General features: G+C 65.0%; 7 protein-coding genes and 1 pseudogene. 7 read left to right on the forward strand and 1 reads right to left on the reverse strand.

Annotated features, from left to right (window positions below):
* The 6 genes from G3N94_RS38855 to G3N94_RS38880 form a co-directional block, all read left to right on the forward strand.
* On the forward strand, window positions 1-669 hold a 669-nt coding region (locus tag G3N94_RS38855; protein WP_205799507.1), incomplete at its 5' end, for a FecR domain-containing protein.
* A 422-nt stretch (window positions 670-1,091) separates the two neighbouring features.
* On the forward strand, window positions 1,092-1,400 hold the full coding sequence (locus G3N94_RS38860) for a helix-turn-helix transcriptional regulator (protein WP_205799508.1): 309 nt from the start codon (window positions 1,092-1,094) through the stop codon (window positions 1,398-1,400).
* Window positions 1,397-2,629, forward strand: coding sequence for a type II toxin-antitoxin system HipA family toxin (locus G3N94_RS38865; RefSeq protein ID WP_205799509.1), 1,233 nt, complete (start codon window positions 1,397-1,399; stop codon window positions 2,627-2,629). Before G3N94_RS38860 ends, G3N94_RS38865 begins: the two co-directional genes overlap by 4 nt.
* Window positions 2,630-2,885: 256 nt before the next feature.
* Window positions 2,886-3,209, forward strand: coding sequence for a helix-turn-helix transcriptional regulator (locus G3N94_RS38870; RefSeq protein ID WP_205799510.1), 324 nt, complete (start codon window positions 2,886-2,888; stop codon window positions 3,207-3,209).
* Window positions 3,206-4,528, forward strand: coding sequence for a type II toxin-antitoxin system HipA family toxin (locus G3N94_RS38875; protein WP_205799511.1), 1,323 nt, complete (start codon window positions 3,206-3,208; stop codon window positions 4,526-4,528). Before G3N94_RS38870 ends, G3N94_RS38875 begins: the two co-directional genes overlap by 4 nt.
* Window positions 4,529-4,816: 288 nt before the next feature.
* Window positions 4,817-5,086 carry a DUF4880 domain-containing protein gene (locus tag G3N94_RS38880; protein WP_205799512.1) on the forward strand — a complete coding sequence of 90 codons (270 nt, stop codon included), beginning with the start codon at window positions 4,817-4,819 and terminating at the stop codon, window positions 5,084-5,086.
* Window positions 5,087-5,254: 168 nt separating this feature from the next.
* On the opposite strand, the gene G3N94_RS38885 is transcribed toward G3N94_RS38880, so the two are convergent.
* Window positions 5,255-6,085, reverse strand: a complete 831-nt coding sequence (locus G3N94_RS38885; RefSeq protein ID WP_205799513.1) for a hypothetical protein — start codon at window positions 6,083-6,085, stop codon at window positions 5,255-5,257.
* 160 nt (window positions 6,086-6,245) lie between these two features.
* On the opposite strand from G3N94_RS38885, the pseudogene G3N94_RS38890 reads away from it, so the two are divergent.
* Window positions 6,246-6,500: pseudogene (locus G3N94_RS38890) on the forward strand (type II toxin-antitoxin system Phd/YefM family antitoxin); the annotation flags it as partial.

Raw genomic sequence — 6,500 nt, forward strand, 5'->3', positions numbered from 1 at the left:
CTGGGCCTGTGGCCGTCGCTCGGCGAGCTGGCCGCGGACTACAGCACCGGCACCGGCGAGCAGCGCCAGGTCGCGCTGTCGTCGCGCGTGACCGTCGAGATGAACACGCAGACGCGGCTCGACGTGATCGCGACGCAGGCCGACCGCGGCGTCAAGCTTGTAGCGGGCGAGGCGGAGGTCGATGCGGCGCCGCCCGTGGCCGGCCGCGTCGACGCGCTGCGGCCGGTGACCGTCGTCGCCGGCGTCGGCCGGCTGCGCGCGGAGGTTGCCCGCTTCAACGTGCGCCGCACGAACGACCAGGTGTGCGTGACCTGTCTGTCCGGCACGGTCGCGCTCGATCATCCGGGTGGGCGGCGTGCGCTCGGCGCGAACGAGCAGGTGACCTACGACGACCGCGGCGTGCAGCCGGTGTCGCGCGTCGATTCGGGCGCCATCACTGCGTGGCGTCGCGGCATGCTCGTGTTCAACGGCGTGCCGCTTTCCGACGTGATCGCCGAGATCAACCGCTATCGCCGCGGCAAGGTCGTGCTGCGCAGCGCGTCGCTCGGCGCGAACCGGATGCAGGCGCAGTTTCCGATCAACCGGCTGGATGATGTGATCGATATGCTCGGCAACCTTTACGGCGCGCACGTGACGCGGCTGCCGGGGAATATCGTGCTGCTGAGCTGAGCCCCGCAAGCCGCCGGGACAATCTCGCGCTTTCCCTTCACCGATCCATTCCACGGCGCCGAATTCGTTGCGACATGCGTCAGCGATGCTTCCCCGGCGCTCCGCGATTGCATTCCGAAGCGCTGGTTCCAACTCCACCATGCGCGTGACGGCAGCCAAAACCCACCAGCCCCGATCGGGACTGGATTACGGAATCGGGAGATTGGGATCGGATTTTAGGGGCGGATCTATTTTTGAAGGCGTCGGGCCGGTGCGGTGCACCGATTACCGCGTGTTCTAGCGAAACGGTCGGTCAGCTGTAATCGCCAAAACAGTGTGGCCTGACAGGCGCCGCGTCGCTGTGGCGCACCGCCGATTGAACGTACAATAATAGTTATTATAATGACAGTTATCGACAATTTTCGCTGGTAACGGTCATCAGAATGCTTTTTAAGCTAGCAACGCCTCAGGAAGTCGCCGGCGAACTCGGACAACGCCTCCGGACGCGCCGTCTGTCCCTGAATCAGTCGCAGGCCGAAACGGCCGCGCGGGCGGGCGTATCCCTTGGCGCCCTACGCAACCTCGAGCGGAATGGTCTGGTCACCGTCGAGGTTCTGTTGCGCGTGGCGGGCACGCTCGGACTCCTTCAGCAGTTCGAGCCGGTATTCGTGACCCGACCGGTCAGCATCGAGCAGATGGAAACCGCCAGCCGCTCGCGCCGCCGCGCCAGCCGCAAAAAGGACGAAGCATGAAGAAGCTCACCGTGACCTACACCGGCTGGGGCGAGCGCTTCCCACTGGCGCTGCTGGCCGACGACGGCCGCGCTCTGCTGTTCCAGTACACGCCAGAGGCTCTGGCCCGCGGGCTCGAACTGTCGCCCTACCACCTGGAACTGTCGCGCGACGCGTACGGCGATTTTCCGATGCACCAGCATCGCCTGCCCGGTCTCGTGAGCGATGCGCTACCGGACGGCTGGGGCATGCTTCTGATGGATCGTCTCTTCCGGAGGAATGGCATCAATGTCGCCACGGTCTCGCCGCTCGACCGTTTGGCCTTCATCGGTGAAGATGCGATGGGGGCGTTAGCGTTCGAGCCACCGGGCGCTCAACGTCTCGAAAAGCGCGACGTCGAACTGCTCCGAATCGCCAATGGTGTGCGCCACGTCCTTGCGGGAAACAGCGAGGATATGCTTCGTGAACTGGCGCTGATGGGCGGGTCTCCACACGGTGCCCGTCCAAAGGTTCGCCTGACCTTCGATCTCGCCAGTGGCGCCGTGTCGACGGCGGAAGATGCGCCGGGCACGCCGTGGCTGGTGAAGTTTCCGGGCCAGGGCGAGGACGCGGAGGTGTGCGCGATCGAATACGTGTACGCGGACATGGCCCGCCGGGCGGGCATCCCTATGCCGGCCACGCACTTCTTCGCCCTCGCCGAGGATCTAACCGCGTTCGGCATCGAGCGCTTCGACCGCGCCGACGGGATGCGGGTGCCGGTGCATACGGTTTCCGGGCTGGCGCACGCCGATTTTCGGCAGCCGAGGATCGACTACCTGTCTGTGCTCCGTCTCACCCGCCTGCTGACAGCTGACGAGCGCGAGGTATTGGAGATGTACCGCCGCTGCGTGTTCAACGTAGCCTTTCACAACCGGGACGACCACTCCAAGAACCTGTCGTTCCTGATGCGACGGAACGGCGCGTGGGGCGTTGCTCCCGGATACGACCTTACGTTCAACGAGGGTCCCGCCGGTTATCACCACATGGATGTCTGCGGCGAGGCAATGCGGATCGAGGGCTCACACCTGCTCGACCTGGCATCAAAGGCGGGACTCAAACGGGGCGATGCCATGACGGTCATCGATCAGGTATGCGAGGCTGCCAGTCATTTCCCGAGCGCAGCTCGCAACATGCCCATTCGCAAAGCAACCTGGAGCCACGTTTCGGAGAAGGTCGCGCACTCGCGCGGGCTGGTTGGCAGACACCCGTAAGTCAGCGCACTGTCGATGACGTTCTGAGTTAGCCCGCCGACTCAGGCGATGTGTCGGTGCCGGTGTGTTGCACCGATTACCGCATTCTCCAGCGAATCGGTCAGTAAATTGTAATCTGCGTAACGTACCATATAGCGAACATTAATGGATGTTTTTAGCTTAACGTCTCAAATATAGAACGTTATTTGCATCTGGTTGATGTTCCGTATACGATACATTATCAGCGTTGTCCCCGATAATGCACTGGATATTGAACATGAATCTCGCCGAACTGGGGGAAGCCTTCCGTCGTGCGCGCATGGCTGCCAACCTGACGCAACAGCAAGTTGCCGATATCAGCGGCGTGACGCGCGGCCGCATCAGCATGTTCGAGACGGGGACGCTGCCGGAAATCGGTGCGGTCAAGATGCTCAGCCTTTTCGACGCGGTCGGGTTGGAATTGAGCGCCCGACGACCGGGTCATCAGCGCACGCTCGACGACGTCCTGAGTGAGCCCGCCGACTCAGAGGGTGTGCCGATGCGCCAGCGCGTACGCACAAACGCCATGCAGCGTCTGAAGGCCTCTGAGGGCAAGCCATGAGCCGCGCAACCCTGGACGTCTATGTGAGCGGCCGGCAGGTGGGCACGCTAACCGAGGAGGCCGGGCAGTACGTCTTCACCTACCTGCCCGACGTTCCGCCGGCAGACCTCGTCTCCCTGCTTATGCCAGTGCGGGCGGCGTCGTACACCTGGAAGACGCTACATCCCTTCTTCCAGATGAATCTGCCGGAAGGCTTCAAGAAGGATCTGATGATCCGCCGTCTTGGTCCGCACGCTGATGTAAGCGACTTTGGTCTGCTTGCACTCACCGGTGCGAACACGATCGGTCGCGTTCAGGTGATTCCGCGAGGGGCCACGCCTGAGGTCGCGACCAGCAAAGCCGACATGGCCGGATTGCTCGCGTCAGCTGACTCGCGCGACAACCTTCTGCGAATGCTTGAAGGCGGAGTCGCGGAAGGGGTATCGGGCGTCATGCCAAAGGTACTCGTTCGTCCGGGCGACAGGGCGACGGTCTGGACCGACGAGTTCATACTGAAGACGGGCTTTGACGATCTGCCGGGGCTTGCGATCAACGAATACCTGTGCCTGGAAGTCGCACGCGAAGCCGGCCTTGACGTGCCCGAGGCACGATTGTCCGACGACGGACAGGTCCTCGCCGTGCGTCGCTTTGACCGCACGGCGGATCACTTGATGCTGGCGGTGGAGGACTACTGCGCGCTCCGACCCAACGACGCGGTCAACAAGTACAAAGGGTCACTGGAGGATCTCGCCAAGCTTAGCAACACCTATGTGCCGCGGGCGGCGCAAAAGGACAATGCCCGGTGTCTCTACGCGCTGATCATGCTGAACTACGCAATTCGCAATGCGGACGCTCATCTGAAGAATTTCGCGCTCATCTACACGAGCGTCGACGATGTTCGGCTGGCGCCGGTCTATGACGTTCTAAGTGGGACGGTCTACCCGAAGTACGCAACGCATTTGCCGGCGCTCACGCTACAGGGCAAACGTGTTTGGGCTTCGGGCAGCATGCTGACCGCATTTGGGGGCGCACGGCTGGGCTTGAGCAAGGCAGACATGGACGAGGCGCGCGAGCGGATCACGAGGGCTGTGCATATCGTCGCGCTGAAGGTCAAAGAATTTGCGAGCAGTCACCCGAGCTTTCGCGAAGTTGCAAAGGGCATGCTGAACGCGTGGGGGAGCGGGCTCGCGGACATCAAGCCCGACGCCAAGCCAGGAAAGACCAGTCCGGTGCCGTTGCGCGAGCAGATCGGCATGTCCGACCCCGACCCGGCAGCCCGGCGCAAGGAGGCGAATCCGTACGCGAGCGTCGATGGTGCTTTCAGTTACAAGTCCCGATAGGCCGCTCTATCGTAAGCGTGTCGCCGCGCCGGCCTCAGCGGCTTGGCCACCACCTCCCACCGAAGACATTTCCGACCGCGTCACCGATTCCCCCGACCTCGACCCGCCACTCTGCGGGTTACACACACCCAATCCGACTTGATCCATGAGGGCCGGCAAAAGCCCGGCCGCGTGTTCGCGGCCGGGCGGTGCGTCGCCGGACCCCGGGGCGTGGGTGGCAAAGCGCCTCGCGCGGGTTCGCCCGCGCGGGGAGGTCGGGTGCATTGGGCTTCGGGCGGTGACGTGAAAATGACGATATCGAGACCGGATGATCGGGGGCGGCGCGCGCAGGACGCGGACGAAGCGATCCGCGAAGGCGCGATTCGCTGGCTGCTGTGGCTGCGCAACGGCGACGTGGTTGCGTGCGAATTCGACGCGTTCGAGCGCTGGTGCGCGCAGAGCGTCGAGCACGCGGAGGCCGTCTACGACGTGATGTGGCTGTGGGCGATGCTCGGGATGCTAGGCGCATCGGAGCAGGAGGGCACACCGGAGCCGGACGGCATGCAGCTGGTTCACTGACCCACGCACCAACCGCCAAAAAAAATCTGCGGGTTACACGAGCCCGCATCGACCTTGGTTTACGAGGGCCGTGCAGCGAAGACCGTAAGCCGGACGAAACCGGCTTCCGGATCGACGCGCGTGGCAGGGGCCGGCGAACGCCGGGACGTATCAACAACACCGGCGCGGTCAGTTCGACGCGGGGCCGTCGTCGCGCGCACTGGCGCGCGCGGCGGCCCAGGCGGCGTCGAGCGGGTCGTCGGCGCTGCGGTGCGGCTCCAGCAGAAACGGAAAGCGTTCGACGAACGGTGCGGATTCCTGCAACGCCACGATATGGTTGACCATCCATTGCAACAGCTCGCTGCCGTGCCGGACCTGGGCCGGGTTCCAGTCCGGCATCCCGGCGAACAGCGCCGAGAACGCCGCCCAGCGCGACGGCCGGTCGTTGTCGCCCGGCCGGAAATACGTGTTCAGGCACACGTCATCGCCGGTGGTCAGCGCGCCGACGAACAGCCCGCGCGCGGTCGGCACCGCGAGCTGCTTCCAGTGCTCGGCGAGCGCGAGCGAGCGCACCACCCGCGCGAGCACGAACGCGACGCGAGTCTCGTGCTCGATCGCCGCGAGCGCCATCGCGCCGTTGCGCTGCATGCAACGCGCGACCGCGTGCGGCCGGATCACGCTCGTCGCGAAGCTGCGCAGCACGAGATCGGGCACCGTCAGTTGCAGCTGGAATTCGCGCAGCCCGTGCTCGGCGCTCATCGTCGAGAAGTTCACGAACAGCCCCTCGCGCGCGCCGAGCGCGCCGACATACGGCTCGAGCCCGAGCCGCGTGAGCTTCGGCGCGATCTGGCGCGCGAGCAGCCGCATCAGGTTGCGGCGGCTGCGCTCGCCGGCATAGGTGTCGATGCCGCGCGTGATCACGTCGCTGATCTCCGCGCGCCGCGCATCGGCGACGAGGCGCGGCGAGCGGCTCAGGTCGAACCGGGCGCGGCCATGCGCCACGCGGGGGTCTACGTACATGCCGGGGCCTTGTGCTTGCGTTGCGGGCGGATCGTTGCGGGCTCGCGCAGCGATCCGGTCGCTTGCGATGCTCGGGCACCGAAAGCAGCACGTCAAGTGCGGCGGCCGCGTCAAGCGGTCGCCCAATCCACAACGATGAGGTGATCAGGTGATACGCACGGTGTTGGAACGCTTTGTCGAACACAGCCCGATGGCGATCATGACCCGGCTCGTGATGCAGGGCGCGATCCATGACGAGTGGCTCGATGCGGCCGCCGAGCTCGACGACGAGCCGGACGGCGAACAGATCCGCGAAGCGCTGCTCGCACGCGTCGTCGACGCGCTCGTCGCGCTCGCAGCCAGCGCGCGGCCGGCAGGCGGCGGCCTGGCCACGGCGGGGGCGATCTCGCCCGAGTTTGCGCCGACCGTCACCGCG

This window comes from Burkholderia sp. Ac-20353, assembly GCF_017104785.1.
Classification (GTDB): domain Bacteria; phylum Pseudomonadota; class Gammaproteobacteria; order Burkholderiales; family Burkholderiaceae; genus Burkholderia.

What these genes read in the sequence shown, in the direction of transcription:
- G3N94_RS38860 (WP_205799508.1), top strand. Translation starts at nt 1,092, where the DNA reads ATGCTTTTTAAGCTAGCAACGCCTCAGGAAGTCGCCGGCGAACTCGGA.
- G3N94_RS38875 (WP_205799511.1), top strand. Translation starts at nt 3,206, where the DNA reads ATGAGCCGCGCAACCCTGGACGTCTATGTGAGCGGCCGGCAGGTGGGC.
- G3N94_RS38880 (WP_205799512.1), top strand. Translation starts at nt 4,817, where the DNA reads ATGACGATATCGAGACCGGATGATCGGGGGCGGCGCGCGCAGGACGCG.
- G3N94_RS38870 (WP_205799510.1), top strand. Translation starts at nt 2,886, where the DNA reads ATGAATCTCGCCGAACTGGGGGAAGCCTTCCGTCGTGCGCGCATGGCT.
- G3N94_RS38885 (WP_205799513.1), bottom strand. Translation starts at nt 6,085, where the DNA reads ATGTACGTAGACCCCCGCGTGGCGCATGGCCGCGCCCGGTTCGACCTG.
- G3N94_RS38865 (WP_205799509.1), top strand. Translation starts at nt 1,397, where the DNA reads ATGAAGAAGCTCACCGTGACCTACACCGGCTGGGGCGAGCGCTTCCCA.